Origin of the sequence: Streptococcus sp. HMSC074B11 (assembly GCF_001808705.1) — a bacterium.
Classification (GTDB): Bacteria; Bacillota; Bacilli; order Lactobacillales; family Streptococcaceae; genus Streptococcus.
Genome location: NZ_KV794250.1, coordinates 41,506 through 60,467, shown reverse-complemented (window position 1 = coordinate 60,467; position 18,962 = coordinate 41,506). Strand labels below are relative to the sequence as shown.

General features: G+C 39.9%; 18 protein-coding genes. 13 read left to right on the top strand and 5 right to left on the bottom strand.

All coding sequences use genetic code 11. From position 1 onward, the window contains the following. Positions 1 to 60 precede the first annotated feature (60 nt). The 5 genes from HMPREF2619_RS02545 to HMPREF2619_RS02520 all read left to right on the top strand — a co-directional run bounded on the left by HMPREF2619_RS02545 (position 61) and on the right by HMPREF2619_RS02520 (position 4,935). Positions 61 to 783, top strand: coding sequence for a pseudouridine synthase (locus tag HMPREF2619_RS02545; RefSeq protein WP_070458805.1), 723 nt, complete (start codon positions 61 to 63; stop codon positions 781 to 783). Between the two features lie 110 nt (positions 784 to 893). Then, positions 894 to 2,228: an aminopeptidase C gene (gene pepC, locus HMPREF2619_RS02535; RefSeq protein ID WP_070458803.1), complete on the top strand. Its 1,335-nt coding sequence runs from the start codon at positions 894 to 896 to the stop codon at positions 2,226 to 2,228. 138 nt (positions 2,229 to 2,366) lie between these two features. Beyond that, complete coding sequence (locus tag HMPREF2619_RS02530; RefSeq protein ID WP_070458801.1) at positions 2,367 to 3,683, top strand: ISL3 family transposase; 1,317 nt, start codon at positions 2,367 to 2,369, stop codon at positions 3,681 to 3,683. A gap of 261 nt (positions 3,684 to 3,944) precedes the next feature. Further along, entirely contained in the window at positions 3,945 to 4,523 is a 579-nt protein-coding gene (locus tag HMPREF2619_RS02525; RefSeq protein WP_083279572.1) for a DUF4230 domain-containing protein, read from the top strand. 166 nt (positions 4,524 to 4,689) lie between these two features. Next, positions 4,690 to 4,935, top strand: coding sequence for a glutamate synthase (locus HMPREF2619_RS02520; protein WP_070458797.1), 246 nt, complete (start codon positions 4,690 to 4,692; stop codon positions 4,933 to 4,935). Positions 4,936 to 5,518: 583 nt separating this feature from the next. Here HMPREF2619_RS02520 and HMPREF2619_RS02515 read toward each other — a convergent pair. From HMPREF2619_RS02515 to adhP, 4 genes are all read right to left on the bottom strand, one after another. After that, entirely contained in the window at positions 5,519 to 6,430 is a 912-nt protein-coding gene (locus tag HMPREF2619_RS02515) for a PTS system mannose/fructose/sorbose family transporter subunit IID (RefSeq protein WP_070458795.1), read from the bottom strand. A gap of 14 nt (positions 6,431 to 6,444) precedes the next feature. Beyond that, positions 6,445 to 7,257 carry a PTS mannose/fructose/sorbose transporter subunit IIC gene (locus HMPREF2619_RS02510; protein WP_001280303.1) on the bottom strand — a complete coding sequence of 271 codons (813 nt, stop codon included), beginning with the start codon at positions 7,255 to 7,257 and terminating at the stop codon, positions 6,445 to 6,447. Between the two features lie 29 nt (positions 7,258 to 7,286). Further along, entirely contained in the window at positions 7,287 to 8,276 is a 990-nt protein-coding gene (locus tag HMPREF2619_RS02505; protein ID WP_070458794.1) for a PTS sugar transporter subunit IIB, read from the bottom strand. Positions 8,277 to 8,627: 351 nt separating this feature from the next. Further along, positions 8,628 to 9,647, bottom strand: a complete 1,020-nt coding sequence (adhP, locus tag HMPREF2619_RS02500) for an alcohol dehydrogenase AdhP (RefSeq protein WP_070458793.1) — start codon at positions 9,645 to 9,647, stop codon at positions 8,628 to 8,630. Positions 9,648 to 10,019: 372 nt separating this feature from the next. Here adhP and HMPREF2619_RS02495 point away from each other — a divergent pair, with 372 nt between their 5' ends. From HMPREF2619_RS02495 to HMPREF2619_RS02460, 8 genes are all read left to right on the top strand, one after another. Next, on the top strand, positions 10,020 to 11,309 hold the full coding sequence (locus tag HMPREF2619_RS02495) for a glutamate-cysteine ligase family protein (protein ID WP_070458791.1): 1,290 nt from the start codon (positions 10,020 to 10,022) through the stop codon (positions 11,307 to 11,309). 63 nt (positions 11,310 to 11,372) lie between these two features. Next, complete coding sequence (gene thrC, locus HMPREF2619_RS02490) at positions 11,373 to 12,857, top strand: threonine synthase (RefSeq protein ID WP_070458789.1); 1,485 nt, start codon at positions 11,373 to 11,375, stop codon at positions 12,855 to 12,857. 60 nt (positions 12,858 to 12,917) lie between these two features. Further along, positions 12,918 to 14,198 (top strand): MATE family efflux transporter, encoded by a 1,281-nt coding sequence (locus tag HMPREF2619_RS02485; protein WP_070458787.1) that lies wholly within the window; start codon positions 12,918 to 12,920, stop codon positions 14,196 to 14,198. A 3-nt stretch (positions 14,199 to 14,201) separates the two neighbouring features. Beyond that, entirely contained in the window at positions 14,202 to 14,816 is a 615-nt protein-coding gene (locus tag HMPREF2619_RS02480) for an HAD-IA family hydrolase (RefSeq protein ID WP_070458785.1), read from the top strand. A gap of 176 nt (positions 14,817 to 14,992) precedes the next feature. Further along, entirely contained in the window at positions 14,993 to 16,087 is a 1,095-nt protein-coding gene (locus HMPREF2619_RS02475) for a LysM peptidoglycan-binding domain-containing protein (RefSeq protein WP_070458783.1), read from the top strand. A gap of 149 nt (positions 16,088 to 16,236) precedes the next feature. Continuing rightward, the gene (locus HMPREF2619_RS02470; protein WP_070458839.1) at positions 16,237 to 17,100 is read left to right on the top strand and encodes a DUF2262 domain-containing protein; all 864 of its coding nucleotides are present in this window, start codon (positions 16,237 to 16,239) and stop codon (positions 17,098 to 17,100) included. Positions 17,101 to 17,258: 158 nt separating this feature from the next. Further along, positions 17,259 to 17,684, top strand: coding sequence for a MarR family winged helix-turn-helix transcriptional regulator (locus HMPREF2619_RS02465; protein ID WP_070458781.1), 426 nt, complete (start codon positions 17,259 to 17,261; stop codon positions 17,682 to 17,684). A 10-nt stretch (positions 17,685 to 17,694) separates the two neighbouring features. Further along, a complete protein-coding gene (locus tag HMPREF2619_RS02460) occupies positions 17,695 to 18,057 on the top strand; it encodes a DUF1304 domain-containing protein (protein ID WP_070458779.1) in 363 nt (120 codons plus the stop codon). A gap of 47 nt (positions 18,058 to 18,104) precedes the next feature. On the opposite strand, the gene HMPREF2619_RS02455 is transcribed toward HMPREF2619_RS02460, so the two are convergent. Then, on the bottom strand, positions 18,105 to 18,962 hold the full coding sequence (locus tag HMPREF2619_RS02455; protein ID WP_070458777.1) for a DUF975 family protein: 858 nt from the start codon (positions 18,960 to 18,962) through the stop codon (positions 18,105 to 18,107).

The window sequence follows — 18,962 nt, the reverse complement described above, 5'->3', positions numbered from 1 at the left end:
GTGGTTTGAAGAGATTTTCGAAGAGTATAAGATTAAGCTTGTTCATGGTATAATAGTACTATGAGATTAGATAAATATTTGGTTGCCTGCACCGTAGGAAGTCGGACAGAGGTTAAAAACTTTCTAAAGGCTGGGCGCGTGACGGTCAATGGTAAAAAGGAAAAATCTGCCAAGCTACAAATCAATGAAGAGACAGACGAGATTTGTTTTGACGGGCAAAAGCTAACCTACGAGGAGTTTGTTTACTATATGCTGAACAAACCCCAGGGTGTTATTTCAGCAACTGAAGATCCAAAACATAAGACTGTGTTGGATTTGTTGGATGACTTAGCTCGTTCAAAGGAAGTTTTCCCAGTAGGGCGTTTGGATATCGATACGCATGGACTCTTGCTCTTGACCAATGATGGCCAACTGGCTCATGCTCTTCTTTCTCCTAAACGCCATGTGGATAAGACTTATCTGGCGCAGGTCAAGGGAATTATGACCCAAGAGGATGTAGAGAAATTTGCTCAGGGGATTCCGCTCAAAGACTTTACCTGTCAGCCTGCTAAGCTGGAGCTTGTGGCTCTTGATAGAGAAAAAAATCAAAGTCTGGTTCGTGTGACCATTGTAGAAGGGAAATTCCACCAGGTTAAACGGATGGTAGCCTACTGTGGCAAGGAAGTGGTGGACTTGCAACGTCTGACCATGGGAACTTTGACCTTGAATGAAAATCTGAAGCGTGGGGAATGGCGTCGCTTAACCAAAGAGGAAGTGGAAGGCTTGCGCGAAAGTGTTGGGTAAACTGTGGAATCTTTGAAAAAGGTGAGGAAAATATCCTTGCCTTTTTCAGTTTTTGGTTGCTTCCTTTGTGAAAAGAGTTATAATAGACTGTAGAATAAAAGGAGGATTTTATGAACGCTATTCAAGAATCATTTACAGATAAATTATTTGCTAATTATGAAGCAAATGTCAAATACCAAGCTATCGAAAATGCTGCTAGCCATAATGGAATTTTTGCAGCCCTTGAGCGTCGTCAAAGCCATGTCGACAACACACCAGTTTTCTCACTTGATTTGACAAAGGATAAGGTTACTAACCAGAAAGCTTCTGGTAGATGCTGGATGTTTGCGGCCCTCAACACTTTCCGCCACAAACTCATCTCTCAATACAAACTTGAAAACTTTGAATTGTCACAAGCCCACACCTTCTTCTGGGACAAGTATGAAAAATCTAACTGGTTCTTGGAGCAAGTGATTGCAACTGCTGACCAAGAATTGACGAGCCGTAAGGTTAGCTTCCTACTCCAAACCCCACAACAAGATGGTGGTCAGTGGGATATGGTGGTTTCTCTCTTTGAGAAATACGGTGTTGTTCCTAAGTCTGTTTATCCAGAGTCTGTTTCATCTAGTAGCAGTCGTGAGCTTAATGCCATTCTTAATAAATTACTTCGTCAAGATGCTCAAATCTTACGTGACCTCTTGACTTCAGGTGCTGATCAAGCAACTGTTCAGGCTAAGAAAGAAGACCTCTTGCAAGAAATCTTTAACTTCCTTGCAATGTCACTAGGTCTCCCACCACGTAAATTTGACTTTGCTTATCGTGATAAAGACAATAACTACCAAAGCGAAAAAGGTATCACTCCACAAGAGTTTTACAAGAAATATGTCGACCTTCCATTAGAAGACTACGTTTCTGTGATCAATGCTCCAACTGCTGATAAACCATATGGCAAATCATACACAGTTGAGATGTTGGGAAATGTCGTTGGTAGCCGTGCAGTTCGCTATATCAACGTACCTATGGAACGCTTGAAAGAATTGGCGATTGCTCAAATGCAAGCAGGAGAGACTGTTTGGTTTGGTTCTGATGTCGGCCAGCTCAGCAACCGTAAAGCGGGAATCCTTGCGACAGATGTTTATGACTTTGAATCAAGCATGGACATTCAACTCACTCAAGACAAGGCTGGACGTTTGGACTACAGCGAAAGCTTGATGACCCACGCCATGGTCTTGACAGGTGTTGATTTGGATGAAAATGGCAAATCAATCAAGTGGAAAGTTGAAAACTCATGGGGAGACAAGGTCGGTACAGATGGTTACTTTGTTGCTTCAGATGCTTGGATGGACGAGTACACTTACCAAATTGTTGTTCGTAAGGAATTACTAACAGCAGAAGAACAAGCTGCCTATGAAGCAGAACCAATCGTCCTTGCACCATGGGATCCAATGGGTGCCTTGGCTGAATAAATGAGATATAAAAAGAACGGTTCTATAATTTTTAGGGTTGATGGAAATTTTCCACCAACCCTATTTTAGTGTATACAAAAAGGCCAACATCCATTATATTAAAAGCGCTGAAACCTAAAACAAAAGGATGATGACCATATGAACAATATACTAGAAGCTACACTACAAATCAAAGATAAAAACATTATTTGGGATAATAAAGTTCAAGAGAAGATATTTAAAAAGAGAAAATCTTTATTTTATGCAGCTACTTATACGCATAAACCAGAATTTTGTACCGTTTGTGGGTGTGTTAGCCGAAATAATAATATCGTTAAAAACGGCACGAAAACATCTCGTATCACTCTCTGTTCTGTTTCAGGCCTAGCGGCTTACTTAAATCTACGCAAGCAGAGATTTCTCTGTAGAGAATGCGGCTCTTCATTTACCGCAGACACTAGTCGAATCGTAGAAAAACACTGTCATATCTCTAAACGCTTAAAAAACGAAATTAAATCAAAAATAAGTGAAACAGTATCTGAAACCTATATCGCAAAAGAAACAAATGTTTCAGTTCATACGGTAAGACGTATCATAGATGATACAACACGTTTACTAAAGATTAAACCATTACACGATTTACCTGAGCATTTGTGTTTTGATGAATTTAAATCCGTCAAATCTTCCGATAGTAATATGAGCTTCATTATTTGTGATAGCACTACACACAAGCTGGTCGATGTTGTACGAGATAGAAAATCTTACAGCTTGAAAAAGTATTTTCATCGTTTTGAGCCTAAGACTAGATTAAAGGTAAAAACTATCTCCATCGACATGTACTTACCGTACATTCAATTAATAAAAGAAATGTTTCCTAACGCTAAAATTATCATTGATCCTTTTCATATCGTACAAGCCTTAAATAGAGAATTAAATCGAACTCGGGTACGTGTCATGAATCAGCATCGTTATAAAAATCCTAAATTATATCGAAAGTTAAAACATTATTGGAAGTTAATTTTAAAGAACCCTAATGAACTTCAGAACTATAAATATAATCGTTATAAGCTTTTTGAAAGCTTTATGACACCCCAAGGAATTGTGGATTATATCTTAGAAAACAATCCATCTCTTAAACATGATTATGAGGTTGTACATTCACTTCGTGAATGTATACAGGATAGAGATTATATAGAATTCAAGGAAACGATTGAAGCAGCTACGCAATTAGACCTATCTCCTGGTTTAAAAAGAGTATTAAAGACTCTTATGACTTACTTGCCATATATTCAAAATACTTGTGAGTATCCAACTAGAACAAATGGCCCCATCGAAGGAATAAACAATAAAATAAAAGTGCTTAAAAGAAATACCTACGGTTTTAAAAACTATTACCATTTTAGAAACAGGATTATCTTAATAACAAAAATGTTTGGCCCAAAACAAAAAGGAATTAAGCAACAATTAGTTGCTTAATCCCTTCCTAAAATTCTTCATCAACACTATTTGACAAAGAGCCCTTTTTTAGTGCTCAAAATAGCACTCAATTTTAAATGGATTTGGTGTTCAAAAAATAAAATCAAATGCAACAAACTAATTTCATTTTTAATAGGTACAATTAATTTTAGAAGATAGTACGAAAAAATATTGACTGTTTTCTTTAGAAAGTGTAAACTTTAGATAGATTATTTAAAGTGAGGTTTTTTTATCTTGTCTATATTAAAGAAGAAAGTTAATATGTTTAGTGTACTATTGAATGTGGTATTAATAGCTATTATAGCTATTGGAGTGCTATTTTTCTTACCTAAGGAACAAAAATCAGAAGTCAAATCGTCAATTAATATCGAAAGTATTGAAAAAGTGAATGAAGTTGTATTTTTGAATGCGGGAATTAATGAAATTATTACTAAAACAAATACAACTCAAGTTTTTGGGCATGATGTGCCGTTCTCTAAAAAAACAGCATTAGTAATTTTAAATTATAACGCTAAATTTGGGATTAAAAGTAGTGTAAAGGTTGAACAAATAGGTGAAAAAGAATATAAGGTTATTGTTCCAAAATTTGAAGTAATTGGTGTGGAACTTTCAAAAGATAATCCTTACAATTTGTATGATAATCATGGAGAGTTGTTAAGTGGGACTACAGAAGATGTTGATACTGGGAAATTGGTCACAAACCAACTTTCTAGTGATAAACAAGCAGAGTATTTAGATAAATTTAAGAGTGAAATTAAAGAATCTGCAATCAATTATTATAAAACAATATTTTCTTCAATGGATTCTGAAGTAAAAGTAACTATAGAATTTACAGAATAATTTTTGAAATACAAAACCCTGACCAGAGATGGTCAGGGTTTTGTGTGGTTCTATAATTTTTAGGGTTGATGGAATTTTTCCACCAACCCTATTTTAGTGTATACAAAAAGGCCAACATCCATTATATTAAAAGCGCTGAAACCTAAAACAAAAGGATGATGACCATATGAACAATATACTAGAAGCTACACTACAAATCAAAGATGTACACAATGAAGGTGTTACATTCCATTTCTTAGAGAATATTAAAGAAGTATTGCGTGATGAGAGTGGGAAAGTAACTGGTGTAAAGGTTATTACAATGGAACTTGGTGAACCTGATGAAAGTGGAAGAAGATCAACGCATGAACTGGCAGGTAGTGAACATATTATTCCATGTGACCTTGTCGTTGCAGCAATTGAACAAAAGTAGACTTTAGTGTTCTAGATGAAAGGTAAAAATTTGACTTTCGGTCAACATCAGAGTCCAATAGAAATGAACTAATAACAGGTGATGCATATTTAGGTCCTCAATCTATCGTAACCGCAATTAAAGGCGGGTGAGAAGTTGCGACAGAAGTACATGAATCGTTTAAAGAAAACACATAAATAACTTGTGGTGCCTTTCGTTTTTTTACTGGGAAAATTAAGGAACTATAGTTATAAATACTTAAAGATTTTAATATATTAACATGTATATATTTATAAGAAGATTAAATAGAAATATTTGATATTAGCAACAATATCTACATCTTATAACAATATAGGTATTAATATATTCATAAAATATTAGTAGGAGAATAGTATGAACAAGAAACTATTATCAGGCTTAGGGACTGACCCCAAAAAGTGAGAATTTAATAAAAACACCCTAGGGCTACCGTCTTCGGAATTCAACCGGAGACAGGTAGTCCAATTTTTGTTGATTAGGTTCTTCATCAACACTATTTGACAAAGAGCCAAAAGAATCAGGTGATGAACCTGATTCTTTTTTTGTTTGTACATTCTCACCGAGATTACATGATACCGAAGAAACGAGCTGCGATACCTACTGCAAAGAGAGCAAGGATGATTGTGATTGGAGATACTTTTTTCTTAAGCAACCACATGCAAAGGAAAGTAAGGAGAAGTCCCATCAATCCTGGGATCAATGAGTTCAACTGTCCTTGAAGGGTTTGTGGTTGAACGCTATCCAAGCTCAATCCGCTAAGTGCTTGGCCGAGGATTCCCTTCAATTCTCCACCTGTAACAGGACCTTCTGGGAAGACGATGTAGGCACCTTCTGACAATTGTTTACCCGGAAGGTTGATAGTGAAGTTGATTGACACCCAACGTTGTACAAGAACGGCAAGGATGAACATACCAAGGATAGAAGCTCCTTTAGTGATGTCTTTCAAGATACCACCTGACATGTCTTTAGTGATTTCAGATCCAGCCTTGTAACCAAACTCTTGTGTATACCAAAGGAAAGACATACGGATTGCATTCCATCCAAAGAAGAAGAGAAGTGGTCCGACGATATTACCAGTCGCAGCAAGTGATGCACCAAGGGCACCGAGGATAGGACGTACTGTAAACCAGAAGACTGGGTCACCGATACCAGCAAGAGGTCCCATCATACCAATCTTAACACCTTGGATAGCAGCGTCATCGATATCAGTACCGTTTGCGCGTTCTTCTTCAAGTGCAAGAGTAACCCCCATGATTGGAGCAGCTACGTATGGGTGAGTGTTGAAGAACTCAAGGTGACGTTCAAGAGCAGCAGCTTGGTCTTCTTTTTTAGTGTAAAGTTTCTTGATAGCTGGGATCAAAGAGTAAGCCCAACCCAAGTTTTGCATACGTTCGTAGTTCCAAGAACCTTGAAGGAATTGTGAACGCCACCAAACTTTTTGGCGATCTGATTTTGATAATTGAATTTTTTCAGCCATGATTGTTCCCCTTTCTAGTAGTCTTCTAGGATATCACCGATTGGATCGTTAGAAGTTGCAGCTCCTCCTCCTCCGTTTCCACCTTGTTTAGAAAGGTTGAGGTAGATGAAGGCAAGGGCAACACCGATGACACCAAGGGCAATCAAAGTCAATTGAGAGATTGCTGCAAGAGCAAAACCGATAGCGAAGAATGGCCATACTTCACGAGTAGCCATCATGTTGATAACCAAAGCGTAACCAACGGCAACGACCATAGCACCACCGACAGCCATACCACCTTTAAGCCATTCTGGCATAAGTTCCAATACGCCTTGAACGGCTTCAGTTGGCATTGCAAGCAAGAGTGCAGCTGGGATAGCAATACGTAGACCTTGAAGAGCAAGGGCAAAGTAGTGAGCGCGTTCAACAGCAGCAATGTTTCCTTCTTTAGCAGCAGCGTCAGCAGTGTGAACCAAACCAACTGAGATTGTACGAACGATCATAGTCAAGAAAAGTCCAGCTACGGCAAGAGGGATTGCAGTTGCAGTTGCGACTGCGATACCTTCAGTAGTAAAGTTACCACCTTTGATCATGATGATTGCAGCAGCAACAGAGGCAAGGGCAGCGTCAGGAGCTACGGCAGCTCCGATGTTAGCCCAACCAAGGGCGATCATTTGAAGTGATCCACCAAGCATAACCCCTGCTTCGAGGTTACCAGTTACAAGACCGATAAGGGTACATGCTACGATTGGTTGATGGAATTGGAATTGGTCGAGGATACCTTCAAGACCTGCGAAGAAGGCAACAACTACAACCAAGATAGCAGAAATGAATGAAATATCTGACATGGTTTTATTCCTTTTCTATTTAGTTTTAATTATTGAACGTTAGCTTTGCTAATCAAGTCAAACAAATCTTTTTTAGTGTCGTTTGGTACTTTACGTACATCAAATTCAACGCCAAGGTCGCGCATTTTTTCAAATGTAGCAACGTCGTCTTTGTCCATTGACAATACGTTATTGACCATTGTTTTACCAGTTGAGTGAGCCATTGAACCAACGTTAAGAGTCTTGATTGGCACACCGCCTTCGATAGCACGAAGGGCATCTTGAGGTGTTTCAAACAAGATAAGGGCGTGTGTTTCACCAAAACGAGGATCTTTTGCAACCTCAATCAATTTTTTGATTGGTACAACGTTAGCTTTTACTCCGTTAGGAGCAGCTTGTTTGATCAACTCTTTACGAAGATCGTCGTTTGCAACGTTATCTGAAGCAACGATGATACGGTTAGCTTTTGAATCTGGTGTCCAAGCAGTTGCGACTTGTCCATGAAGAAGACGTGTGTCAAGACGAGCAAGATTGATTTTCAATTTACCGTCTCCGATAACTGTTCCTTCTGGAATAGCAGCTTGGGCTACAGGAGCAGCTGCAGCAGTTGTAACTTCCTCAGCTGGGTTTAGCTCTTCTGGAAGAGCCTTGATGCCATCTTTGGCTTCTTTAATGATGTTCGCAGCGACTTTATCCACTCCAGCATTAGCATCCATAAGGCGCTCTGTGTAGGCTTGAATCAACATCGGCAAGTTAAGTCCTGTGATGATGGCAAATTTACGCTCAGGGTTTTCTCCCATTACGCGGCTAGCTTGGTTAAATGGAGAACCACTCCAAAGGTCAGCCAAGACTAGAACCTCATCTTCTGCGTCAAATGCAGCCACAGCATTGTTGAACTTGGCGTATAAATCATCTGGACCTTCGTTTGGCATAAAGGTTACAACTTGAACCTTTTCTTGTTCACCAAAGATCATAGATCCTGACTGATGAATACCCGCAGCAAATTCACCGTGGCTCGCAATAATGATTCCGATACTCATTATTGTCATTCCTCCTTATAAAATGTTTGACTTGTAGTTTAAGAAAACTTTAAGACTCCTTAAGTATAAATCGATTTCAGAAAAAAAGCAACTAATTATAATAAAGAGTGAAAAAAATCTCAAATTTTCATTTTTACAAATATTGATATATCAATTTTTTATAAAATCATCTATAAAATGGTAAAAAAATTTAATATAAAAAAGCAGAGGGACTAGGAAGTTTACGTCAGTAGTGCTCTTGGGCGTCTAAAAAATGCCCCAAGTCCAATTAGTTGTCGTGTCAAAATTTTATTACAAAAAAACGAGGTGGGATTTTCTGTCCCGACCTCGATTCTTTGCTTAATTTCTATCTTAGTGAGTAAAGTCTAGAACCATACGACCTTGGATGGTTCCAGCAGCCATTTCATCAAAGACAGCAATGGCATCTTCCACAGGGCGTTTTTGAACGACTGGAACAACAAGACCTTCAGCACCAAATTGGAAGGCTTCTTCCAAGTCTTTACGTGTTCCAACAAGGGATCCGATGACTTGAATACCGTCAAGAACTGTTTTGACGATGCTTAGATCCATCATTTCTGAAGGGAGTCCAACAGCTACTACACGACCACCTGCACGAACAGAGTCAACTGCTTGGTTGAAGGCAACTTTTGATACAGCTGTTACGACAGCTGAGTGAGCACCACCGTTTGTTTTTTCTTTGATAAGACCTGGAACGTCTTCGACTTCAAGACCGTTAATCACGATATCTGCACCAACTTCTTTAGCTAGGGCAAGTTTATCATTGTTAATATCAACTGCGATAACGTGAGCGTTGAATACTTTTTTAGCGTATTGGACAGCCAAGTTACCAAGGCCTCCAGCACCATAGAGGACAACCCATTGGCCTGGTTCAACTTTTGCTTCTTTGATAGCCTTGTATGTAGTAACACCGGCACAAGTGATAGAAGAAGCTTGGGCTGGATCGAGACCATCTGGAACCTTAACAGCATAATCTGCAGTTACGATACATTGTTCAGCCATACCGCCGTCAACTGAGTAGCCTGCATTTTTTACGGAACGGCAAAGAGTTTCTCGTCCGGTTGTACAGTATTCACACATACCACAGCCTTCAAAGAACCAAGCTACGCTGACACGGTCGCCAACTTTGAGGCTTTTTACATCAGGAGCAACTTCTTTGACGATACCGATACCTTCGTGACCGAGAACGCGTCCTGGAACTTTACCAAAGTCACCATGTGCAACGTGGAGGTCAGTGTGGCAGACACCACAGTACTCAACTTCTACAAGAGCTTCCCCAGTTTCGAGTGGACGGAGAACTTTTTCTTCAATAGCAACACCAGTGCCTTCTGGATTTACAACAACAGCTTTCATAGCTATCCTCCTTGATGATTCGTTGAGGTGCAGTGGAAAAGGGGCTTGGCTTGAGAGGTTTTCAAGTGAAGTCGAATTTGAACTGCCCTCTTATTTACTTATATGTGAAGTATATCACTATATTTACTATAGTACAATGGTTTTGAGGTAAAAAAACATGTAATCGCTTAACCGGTTGATAAGACTGTGAAAATTGAACAAGTAAGATTGATGCATTGGAGAGTAAATACCTATAAATGCTAGAAAAGTTGACTTTAGATCGCCTCTTTAAGGTTTTCAGCAAATTTTCTGAGTTCCTTCCCGAGGGGATTTTGGTATAATATAGAAAGCAATTGTTCTTTCTAGTAAGAGAATTTAGAGTGAGAGGTATCTATGTCCCCTTCTGTTCAGTTATTGAAAAACCGTTATTTAAAAAATATAAAAGAAGATCCAGATCTCTATATTGGGATTGAGTTGGAGTTTCCTATCGTTCATGTAAATGGGCAAGCGACAGATATTGAAGTCAGTAAGGACTTGATGCGCTTTTTGGTGGATGCTCTCCATCTGGAAGTTGAAAAAGAGGACCAGGATGGCAATCCAATTCAACTTGTAGAACCAAAGAGTCAGGATCGGATTCTGTTTGAGGTTTCCTACACTACCTTGGAGTTTGCCTTTGGTAGAGCCCAGAAAATCCAAGAGGTCCAAGGACGATTTCAAGCTTATATGAAGGTCATTCAGGAAAAATTAGGCGAAAAGGATCATGCTATCCAGGGCTGGGGGATTCACCCAAACTGGGATCAGAATGACAATCGACCTGTGGCTTATCCACGCTACCAGATGCTGATGGCTTACCTACATATGGGAAGTCGCCAAGAGAGAGTTAATTTGCATGACTTCCCACAATATGGAGCCTTTATCTGTGGGAGTCAAGTTCAGTTGGATGTATCGACTGCTAACTACTTACGTGTCATTAATGCTTTCACTCAGATTGAGGCAGCCAAAGCTTTCTTATTTGCCAATTCTGAGTTTTCGGGAGCAGAATGGGATACTCAGATTTCGCGAGATATCTTTTGGGAAGACTCCATGCATGGGATTTATCCAGAGAATGTCGGTGTCAATGCCAGACTCTTCAAAGATGAGGATGATTTCTTTGATTATCTAGACCGATCTGCGATTTTTACAGCAGAACGTGATGGGGAAACCTACTATTTTTCTCCAATTCGGGCTAGAGATTACTTAGATACTGATGAGATTACTGCCTATACTCTAAATGGAAAAGAAACTCTGCTTGTTCCTCAAGAGAAGGATTTCCAAACGCACCGTAGTTACCAATTCCAAGACTTAACAACTCGAGGAACGGTCGAATTTCGTAGTGTTTGTACGCAACCCCTAGACCGAACCTTTTCTTCAGCAGCCTTTCATTTAGGCTTGTTGGTGAATCTAGACAAGCTTGAAATTTACCTAGAAACAGCACCTTTCTTTGAGAGATTTGGTCGTGACTACAAATCTTTGAGACGCCAGTTTTCTAAGAAACAGCTTTCAGATGAGGAGACAGCTGGAATTGTTCAATTCTCAAAAGACTTGCTAGAGATAGCAGAGCAAGGTCTTAAGATAAGAGGTCAGCAAGAAATGACCTATTTAGAGCCTTTGAAAGAAAAAATTGACTCTATAATTTTCTTATAAAGGGAGAATTTTCTGAAAAATCATGTTATAATGGATGAGACTATAGATAAAGGATAGAGATTTATGACATTAGTTTATCAATCAACGCGTGATGCGAAAAATACAGTAACAGCCAGCCAAGCGATTTTGCAAGGTTTGGCAACAGATGGAGGCTTGTTTACTCCAGTTAGCTATCCAAAGGTTGATTTGGATTTTGAAACATTAAAGGACGCTTCTTACCAAGAAGTAGCTAAGCTTGTCTTGTCAGCTTTCTTGGATGACTTTACAACTGAAGAGTTGGACTACTGTATCACCAGCGCCTATGACAGCAAGTTTGATACGCCAGCCATTGCTCCTCTTGTGAAACTAGATGGTCAATACAACTTGGAACTTTTCCACGGTTCAACCATCGCCTTTAAGGATATGGCCTTGTCTATCTTGCCATACTTTATGACAACAGCTGCCAAGAAACATGGCCTGGAAAACAAGATTGTCATCTTGACAGCGACGTCTGGAGATACTGGTAAAGCTGCCATGGCAGGATTTGCGGATGTCCCAGGTACGGAAATCATCGTCTTTTATCCAAAAGACGGTGTCAGCAAGGTGCAAGAGTTACAAATGACCACTCAAACGGGCGAAAACACCCATGTTATCGCTATTGATGGAAACTTTGACGATGCTCAGACAAACGTGAAACATATGTTCAATGATGTGGCTCTTCGTGAGAAATTGGCAGCCAACAAGCTCCAGTTTTCATCAGCTAACTCTATGAATATTGGTCGTTTGGTCCCACAGATTGTCTACTATGTTTATGCCTACGCTCAGCTTGTTAAAACTGGCGAGATTAAGGCTGGTGACAAGGTTAACTTCACCGTACCGACAGGAAACTTTGGAAATATCTTGGCTGCCTTTTACGCCAAACAAATCGGCCTACCAGTCGGTAAGCTAATCTGTGCTTCAAATGACAACAATGTTTTGACAGACTTCTTCAAAACTCGTGTTTATGACAAGAAGCGTGAGTTTAAGGTAACTACTAGCCCATCTATGGATATCTTGGTCTCTTCAAACTTGGAGCGTCTCATTTTCCATCTTTTGGGTAATGATGCGGTTAAAACAGCTGAACTCATGAATGCTTTGAATAACCAAGGTCAGTATGAATTGACTGATTTTGATACAGCGATTCTTGACTTTTTTGCAGCAGAGTATGCTACTGAAGCGGAAACAGCCGTAGAAATCAAGCGTGTTTATGAGGCAGATGCTTATATCGAGGACCCTCATACAGCAGTTGCTTCAGCAGTTTATAAAAAATACCAAGCAGCAACAGGCGATGTGACTAAGACGGTGATTGCTTCAACAGCTAGTCCATACAAGTTCCCAGTGGTTGCAGTAGAAGCTGTAACTGGGCAATCAGGTTTGGGCGACTTTGAAGCCTTGGCTCAATTACACGAAATTTCAGGAGTAGCAGTGCCACCAGCAGTTGATGGCCTCGAAACAGCTCCAGTTCGTCACAAGACAACTGTTGCAGCAGCAGAGATGCAGGCGGCAGTAGAATCTTATCTAGGACTTTAAAACAGAGGAAGCAAACTCGGTTGGGAAACTAACTGAGTTTCTTTTCATCAGGAGGAAGGATTGTTTAAGAAATATAAAGACATTCTCAACATAGCTCTGCCAGCCATGGGTGAAAATTTCTTGCAGATGCTCATGGGAATGGTGGATAGCTATCTGGTGGCCCATCTGGGCTTAATCGCCATTTCGGGTGTGTCTGTAGCTGGTAACATTATCACCATTTATCAGGCCATTTTTATTGCCTTGGGAGCAGCAATTTCTAGTGTGATATCAAAAAGTTTGGGACAGAAAGATCAATCTAGACTAGCCTATCATGTGACAGAAGCACTTAAAATTACTCTGCTACTGAGTTTAGTTTTAGGGGCCTTATCCATCTTTGCAGGACGAGAGATGATTGCACTTTTAGGAACAGAAGCGTCTGTAGCTGAGAGTGGTGGACTATACCTAGCTTTGGTCGGTGGGACAATCGTCCTCTTGGGCTTGATGACTAGTCTAGGAGCCTTGATTCGCGCTACCCACAATCCTCGACTGCCGCTTTATGTTAGTTTTTTATCCAATGCTTTAAACATCCTTTTTTCAAGTGTCGCCATTTTTATCCTTGATATGGGGATAGCTGGTGTAGCTTGGGGGACCATTCTATCTCGTTTGGTTGGGGTTGTGATTTTGTGGTCGCAATTAAAACTTCCATATATGAGACCAAATTTTGGACTGGACAAAGACTTGCTGACTTTGGCTTTACCTGCAGCGGGAGAACGTCTCATGATGAGGGCTGGTGATGTGGTCATTATTGCCTTGGTTGTTTCTTTCGGAACTGAGGCAGTTGCAGGAAATGCAATCGGTGAAGTCTTGACTCAGTTTAACTATATGCCAGCCTTTGGTGTCGCGACAGCAACAGTCGTGCAGGTGGCTCGAGCAGTTGGAGAAGATGATTGGGCAAGGGTAGACAACTTAAGTAAGCAAACTTTTTGGCTTTCCCTCTTTCTTATGTTGCCCTTAACACTTAGTATCTATGCTCTCGGAACGCCCCTAAGTCACCTCTATACTAGTGATCCTGTGGCTATTGAAGCTAGTGTTATGGTGACGCTGTTCTCTCTACTAGGGACTCCTATGACGACGGGAACAGTCATTTATACAGCTGTCTGGCAGGGTTTGGGAAATGCACGCCTCCCCTTTTATGCGACAAGTATCGGAATGTGGTGTATCCGTATCGGAACAGGGTATCTGATGGGAATTGTTCTTGGTTGGGGCTTGCCTGGTATTTGGGCAGGAATGCTTTTGGATAATGGTTTTCGCTGGATTTTCCTACGCTATCGTTATAAGCAATATATCTCTTTGAAAGGATGACATATGAAAAAAATTGGATTTATTTGGGATTTAGATGGGACCTTGTTGGATTCTTATGAGGCTATTTTAGCAGGAATCGAAGAGACTTTTGCCCAGTTTGACATTCCTTATGATAAGGCTGAGGTTCGTGCCTTTATTCTACAAACTTCCGTTCAAGATCTGTTGGAAAAGGTGGGAGAAGAAAGAGGCTTGGATGCAGATATGCTCAATCAGGTTCGTGCTCAGAGTTTGGCTGAGAAGAATGCTCAAGTGGTTCTGATGCCAGGGGCGCGTGAAATCTTAGCTTGGGCAGACCAGCAAGGGATTGAGCAGTTTGTTTATACCCATAAAGGGGACAATGCTTTTACAATTTTGGAGAATTTGGGTTTGGCCCACTATTTCACAGAAATTTTAACCAATCAAAGTGGCTTTGCTCGGAAGCCTAGTCCAGAAGCTGCGATTTATCTTTTAGATAAGTATGGATTAAATCCTCAGCAGACTTATTATATCGGCGATTGGACTTTGGATATCGAATTTGCCCAAAATAGTGGGATTCAGAGTATTAATTTTCTTGCCTCACCTGCAACTTGTAATCAACAGATAGAGCGTTTAGAAGATATTAGTTCGTTTTCCTTCTAGAATTTTCTTCAAGAAGAATGTGTCAGCCTAATGACAAGAAACTAACAAACTATTTCAAGTAATGTGATTTGTTACAACGAATGTACAGTTCTGTTAAATAGCCCCAAAAGGGCTTTTTTTCTATTTTCTTTGTGTTATGATAGACAGGTACTACATTTGAAAAGGAGTTTGATAGTATGAAGAAAAGAATTATTTTAGCATCAACAGTAGCCTTGTCCTTTGCCCCTGTATTGGCAACTCAAGCAGAAGAACTAGTATGGACAGCGCGCAGTGTTGAGCAAATTCAAAACGATGTTACTAAGAATGAGAATAAAACAAGCTATACGATTCAGTATGGAGATACTCTAAGTACCATTGCCGAAGCTTTGGGAGTGGATGTGACCGTTCTTGCTAACTTGAACAAGATCAGCAATATTGATCTGATTTTCCCTGAGACAGTGCTTACTACAACTGTTAATGATGAGGAAGAAGTGACGGAAGTTGAAATCCAAACCCCTGACACAGTTCAGGCAGGTGAAAGCACAACTGCAAGAGCAGATTTGACAACCAACCAAGTCACTGTAGATGACCAAACTGTACAGGTTGAAGATTTAACTCAACCAGTTGAAGAAACAGAAGTTCAAGTTGAGCCAGTAGCACCACAAGTGACTGAAGAAGCAGTAGCAGAAACTACAACAGAAGCCTCAGTACCAGCAGCAGAACCAGTGACAGAAACTACGGCAGAAGTTTCAGCACCAGCAGAAGAAGCAGTAGCAGAAACACCTGTAGTGGAAGAAACCACTACAACAGAAGCTCCTGTTACAGAAACTGTAGCAGAGACTCAATCAACACCATCAACTTACCAAGCTGAAGCAAGCCAAGGTTCATCAGCGACTTATGCAGCACCAGCAGCACCTGATTATGCAAGTATTGCAGCTTCAAAGTCAGAAAATGCAGGTCTACAACCACAAACGGCTGCCTTTAAAGAAGAAATTGCTAACTTGTTTGGTATCACATCATTTAGCGGCTACCGTCCTGGAGATAGCGGAGACCACGGAAAAGGCCTTGCAATTGACTTTATGGTCCCAGTAAGCTCAGCTCTTGGAGACCAAATTGCAGATTATGCTATCCAAAATATGGCTAGCCGTGGCATTAGCTACATCATCTGGAAACAACGTTTCTACGCACCATACCCAAGTAAATATGGACCGGCTTACACTTGGAATCCAATGCCAGACCGTGGTAGTATCACAGAAAACCACTATGACCACGTTCACGTATCTATGAATTAAGAATAATAAGAAGCTATACATTTAAAAGTGTAGCTTCTTTTTGTGTAAAATAGTATTGATAAGTGAAATAAAAACTAAAACATGTTAGAATGTAAGCGAATACAAAATCGTACTAACGCTTTTAAGCATAGAGAGAAAGGATGAAAAGAATGACAAACCGATTAAAAACTCCATTTGAGAAAACAAGAGATGATTTTGAACAGGAATTTTGCGGAGAAATTGTCGAACTCTTAATTTTTACCCTCCAAAATGTAAATGGGGCTGCTTCTTTAAAAGATGGTTGTAAAATGCCGTCCGTTCATTTTAAAGCTAGTGTCAATGTTGAAACTCAGGACTTCTCTGAACTTGAAGGACGTTTGGAATGGCTCCTGACTCCGGAAGAATTTAAAGAAAAACATTGGGGCTTTAGTTTTGAACCCTACAAAATTCATCATATCAAATGCCAAAAACGCCCCTTCATGGAGCTAGAGCCATATATGTCAGAAGTAGCTAATAACTGCTACCACTTGCTGGAATACCTAGATGACCAATCCTCAGACTCTAGGTTAGAGACCTTGATTGAAACCTATCAAAAACCGGTCATCATTCAAGACGATATTGGCGAATTCACCTTAAACAGAGCCTATTCTTGGTTTGAAGGATTTATCACTTACGAGGGTGGTAAGATTCATGCTATCTTTGCTGCGAGTGCAGATGAAAGTCTCCCTCCAAGTTCTTTTGATGATCTAAAGAAATTTATGGGAACTTTCCAAGTTCAAGATACTCGGATTAAAGACTATATTGTCAAAGAACTCTGGGAAACAGCTCAAGACTGGATAGATTCAGATGAAAATGATGTGGAGTTAACAGAAGAGTATTTTACCAACTCTCTTTCCTTGAGTGAACTATCGATCAACGAAGATGGAGAATTGACCCTCTACTATGATGATCGTGAAGAAATTTTTGCAGGCCATGCCATCGAAGTTGTCATTGATAAAGAGGGAGAAATCCTTCGAGCAGATTTGGTAGGTTAGTGCTGGATTTTATCTAGAATATAGAAATAATAGCCTTTTGCGATTGAAACCAAGAGGCTATTTTTCGTGAGTAAGCAAAATAATTGCATTTTTAATCTTTCTGCAATATACTTGATAAGTCAATAGTTGATAAATCAAGTTTACGCAGGGAGGTAGAAATGAAAAAAATTAACGACTTATTGTACCAGCTCCATTTAACAGATCAGACCATCACACAACTTTTTGAGAAACAGTTGGGAATTAGTTTGACCCGCTATCAAATCCTGCAATTTTTACTTCAAAAGTCACCCTGCAACCAGATTGCCGTTCAGGAGAAGTTGCAGATTGACCAGGCAGCCCTGACCCGTCATTTTAAGATACTGGAGTCAGAGGGCTATGTCAGTCGCAAGCGTAATCCGGCCAATCAGCGAGAAGTCTTAGTTGAATTAACCCAAGAAGCCAAGAATCAACTCTTGGTTAATCCGCCTCAACGTCACCTGAAGGTGAAGGAACAGATGGAGAGCATCTTATCGACAGCCGAGCAGAAAGACCTAACAACTTTACTGACGAAACTAGTGTCAGGTTTAGAAAATATAGGATTTTAAGGAGAAAACGATGTCAATCATTACTACTATTTTGGCAACCCTTGTTGCCCTCGAACATTTTTATATCTTTTATTTGGAGAGTATGGCAACCCAATCAGATGCAACCAGCCGTGTCTTTAATATGGACAAGGAAGAGTTGACTCGACCCTCTGTCACCTCACTGTTTAAAAACCAAGGAATTTATAATGCCTTGATTGGAGTATTTCTTATTTACGGAATTTATTTCTCACATAGCTTAGAAATTGTAACAATCTTTGTGTTATTTGTCATAGGAGCAGCGACTTATGGGGCTTTAACAGCAGATAAAAAAATCATTCTAAAGCAAGGTGGACCAGCTATTCTAACCTTGCTAAGTATCCTTTTCTTAAAATAAAAACAACCAGCACTTTCCATAGAAGGTACTGGTTTTAATCATTCACATTAAACTTTTCTCCGCTTGATTTCGAGTAATCTTTGATAGAAGAAGAATTGACTACTATAGATATAAGGGAAAGAAGGGATGCTCGCAATTCCAAAGCTGATCCAGATAAGAAGATACCATGGTAGGAGTTGTAAATCAAGTACGAAGCGTTGGAACTTATAGCCTTTCATAAGGAAGCGACTGGTTTTGAGTACGCGACTTGGCTTGGCAATTCCAATTGCAAGGGTATCACAAAGGAGCAGCTCTACTTGGGAATAAGCGTAGTATTGCGGCAGATAGGCAATGGTTCCCAAAATCATCAGAAAGACGCTACCAAAGAAGTAGAGTGCAAAAGTGAGCAGAAAATGTTCGATATCTGAATTGGTGACGTCGACAGCTGGAAATTCAGGGTGAAGTTCTACAAATTTACGAGCCATGGCACTGCTGTAAAAGAGCAAGTAAACTCCAAAAAGATTAGGGATGCTCCACAAAAAGAGATAGAAACGCTTGAGCAAGAGAGTCAGAAAGGTCTGGGTGAAGAAGCGATTGTCAAGTAAGGACAGACTATCTTTAAAAGAAAGCTCTATCTCGGAAATTCTGTAAAGATTAATGGTTGTAAAAAGAGCACCAGCTAGGATAATAGAACTTGTGAATCCAACTGCTAGAGGAAAGAGTGAGGACTGGATCAAGCTCATCAAAAAAGTAAAGAAGGATTGCTCAAGAATTCCCTCATCAAGTAGGGATAATGGACTTATAAAGCTGGATAGAATCAAGAAAATGCTTGGTAATAAAAAGACAAGCAATAAACGTGGATGTTCAGCTTGAAACTGTTTAGCTTGTTGACGAACTTCTTTTAAATCAATTTTTTGGTATTTCAT

What these genes read in the sequence shown, in the direction of transcription:
- HMPREF2619_RS02545 (WP_070458805.1), top strand. Translation starts at nt 61, where the DNA reads ATGAGATTAGATAAATATTTGGTTGCCTGCACCGTAGGAAGTCGGACA.
- pepC (WP_070458803.1), top strand. Translation starts at nt 894, where the DNA reads ATGAACGCTATTCAAGAATCATTTACAGATAAATTATTTGCTAATTAT.
- HMPREF2619_RS02530 (WP_070458801.1), top strand. Translation starts at nt 2,367, where the DNA reads ATGAACAATATACTAGAAGCTACACTACAAATCAAAGATAAAAACATT.
- HMPREF2619_RS02525 (WP_083279572.1), top strand. Translation starts at nt 3,945, where the DNA reads ATGTTTAGTGTACTATTGAATGTGGTATTAATAGCTATTATAGCTATT.
- HMPREF2619_RS02520 (WP_070458797.1), top strand. Translation starts at nt 4,690, where the DNA reads ATGAACAATATACTAGAAGCTACACTACAAATCAAAGATGTACACAAT.
- HMPREF2619_RS02515 (WP_070458795.1), bottom strand. Translation starts at nt 6,430, where the DNA reads ATGGCTGAAAAAATTCAATTATCAAAATCAGATCGCCAAAAAGTTTGG.
- HMPREF2619_RS02510 (WP_001280303.1), bottom strand. Translation starts at nt 7,257, where the DNA reads ATGTCAGATATTTCATTCATTTCTGCTATCTTGGTTGTAGTTGTTGCC.
- HMPREF2619_RS02505 (WP_070458794.1), bottom strand. Translation starts at nt 8,276, where the DNA reads ATGAGTATCGGAATCATTATTGCGAGCCACGGTGAATTTGCTGCGGGT.
- adhP (WP_070458793.1), bottom strand. Translation starts at nt 9,647, where the DNA reads ATGAAAGCTGTTGTTGTAAATCCAGAAGGCACTGGTGTTGCTATTGAA.
- HMPREF2619_RS02495 (WP_070458791.1), top strand. Translation starts at nt 10,020, where the DNA reads ATGTCCCCTTCTGTTCAGTTATTGAAAAACCGTTATTTAAAAAATATA.
- thrC (WP_070458789.1), top strand. Translation starts at nt 11,373, where the DNA reads ATGACATTAGTTTATCAATCAACGCGTGATGCGAAAAATACAGTAACA.
- HMPREF2619_RS02480 (WP_070458785.1), top strand. Translation starts at nt 14,202, where the DNA reads ATGAAAAAAATTGGATTTATTTGGGATTTAGATGGGACCTTGTTGGAT.
- HMPREF2619_RS02475 (WP_070458783.1), top strand. Translation starts at nt 14,993, where the DNA reads ATGAAGAAAAGAATTATTTTAGCATCAACAGTAGCCTTGTCCTTTGCC.
- HMPREF2619_RS02470 (WP_070458839.1), top strand. Translation starts at nt 16,237, where the DNA reads ATGACAAACCGATTAAAAACTCCATTTGAGAAAACAAGAGATGATTTT.
- HMPREF2619_RS02465 (WP_070458781.1), top strand. Translation starts at nt 17,259, where the DNA reads ATGAAAAAAATTAACGACTTATTGTACCAGCTCCATTTAACAGATCAG.
- HMPREF2619_RS02460 (WP_070458779.1), top strand. Translation starts at nt 17,695, where the DNA reads ATGTCAATCATTACTACTATTTTGGCAACCCTTGTTGCCCTCGAACAT.
- HMPREF2619_RS02455 (WP_070458777.1), bottom strand. Translation starts at nt 18,962, where the DNA reads ATGAAATACCAAAAAATTGATTTAAAAGAAGTTCGTCAACAAGCTAAA.